1 protein-coding gene is annotated in these 1,445 nt (G+C 34.5%); it reads right to left on the bottom strand.

The features are described from left to right. Window positions 1-131: 131 nt before the first annotated feature. Entirely contained in the window at window positions 132-1,220 is a 1,089-nt protein-coding gene (locus AC07XN_RS24375; protein ID WP_494744932.1) for an IS110 family RNA-guided transposase, read from the bottom strand. Between the last annotated feature and the right edge of the window lie 225 nt (window positions 1,221-1,445).

Genomic DNA, 1,445 nt, shown 5'->3' with positions numbered 1-1,445 from the left:
TTGATTTTCTTTTGCGGTCCGCCGCGCGGTTACTTTTCTTTCATCAAGGTGCTGTGTTAAAAACCTATTCTTAAGATTAAATATTTTTTATAAATTGCACAATCAGAAGCAGGAATTCATTTCCATGCACTTTAGGCAGGGCAATTTATGATTGACTCTGCCTTATTTTTTTGAGTATCATTACGTTCTTTGTCATATTGGTAATTTTCATCATAAGGTATATTGTTCTTGTATATGGTATAAATCAATACAAGCATCTTTCTTTGAACAGCGACATTCCCTTTCATCTTTATAGCTGTTCTCTGAGTAATGTTTTCATAAGTTTGTTTCATTTTGGGGTTAAACCTACAAGCACTTGTAGCAGGAAAATAGAGAGCTTTTCTAATATTTTTATTTCCTTTTTTAGAGATTCTCGTTTTAGCTTCACTGTTTCCTGATTGTTTTCTTACCACATCATATCCCGCATAACTGATGAGCTGAGCTTTATTATTAAATAAGGCAAATCCATTAGTTTCTGCAATGATAACGATAGCTGAGAGCAAACCTACTCCTTTAATGGTACAAACATTAGCCACACGTTGAGCTAACTCTTGATCATTTTTAACGATACTTTGAATTTCTTGTTCAATCTCTTGAATTTGCTCTTTTATAAAGCTTAATCTGTTTTCTAATCTTTTTAAGATGCTTTTCTCAGGTTTATAGGTATATTTCCAAGCATGAGATTGATTTTTAACAGTAGTCTGTTCTGCTTGGAGCATTGTTCTTTCACGGCACAGATGTTTTAATACTCTCATTCGAGTACTTCCTGGTTGCCATAGCTTAAGTTTTCTTTCCAGTCCCATTTGAGCGATAGCCTGAGCATCAATATCATCTGTTTTTGACTTAATATTATGACTTTGCATAAAGAACTTGACATTCTTTGCTAATTGAACACTCACAGATTGCCCTCTTTCTAGTAAATCGAATGCAAGAGGTTCATAATACACACCTGTAGCCTCCATTACATATATCAAAGGAAACATTGGGCTTGTGAACTTAGTAACCCATTCCTGTAAGGTACTAAAGCCAGCAGGGGTGTTACTGATTTTTTTAGTACTTTTTACAATGATTTCATCGGTTGAAGTCTTGTGACTAATGCAAGCAACAAAACTGTCCTTACTGATGTCAATTCCCACACATTGACGTAAAATAGTTTGATTGCTGATTACTTTTTTGCTCATGGTCTTAGATAGATTAAATTGTCTTTTCTCGTCCTATACAAGCTTACCACCATTCTGGTGATGCTTAAGGTGCTGTTGTGACTCTTAGCAATGAGTGATGGGGAATACCTTGATGAGTACATATCCAAAATGGATTGTTTAGAAAGAAATATCCTCTCACCACACAAAAGCTAATTTCGGAATTTAATCTATTGCAACATGATTTTTATCAAACAAACATACGAG

It is taken from the genome of Arcicella sp. GW458-12-2-14-TSB2 (genome assembly GCF_059423785.1).
This window is presented reverse-complemented; position numbering and strand designations above follow the sequence as displayed.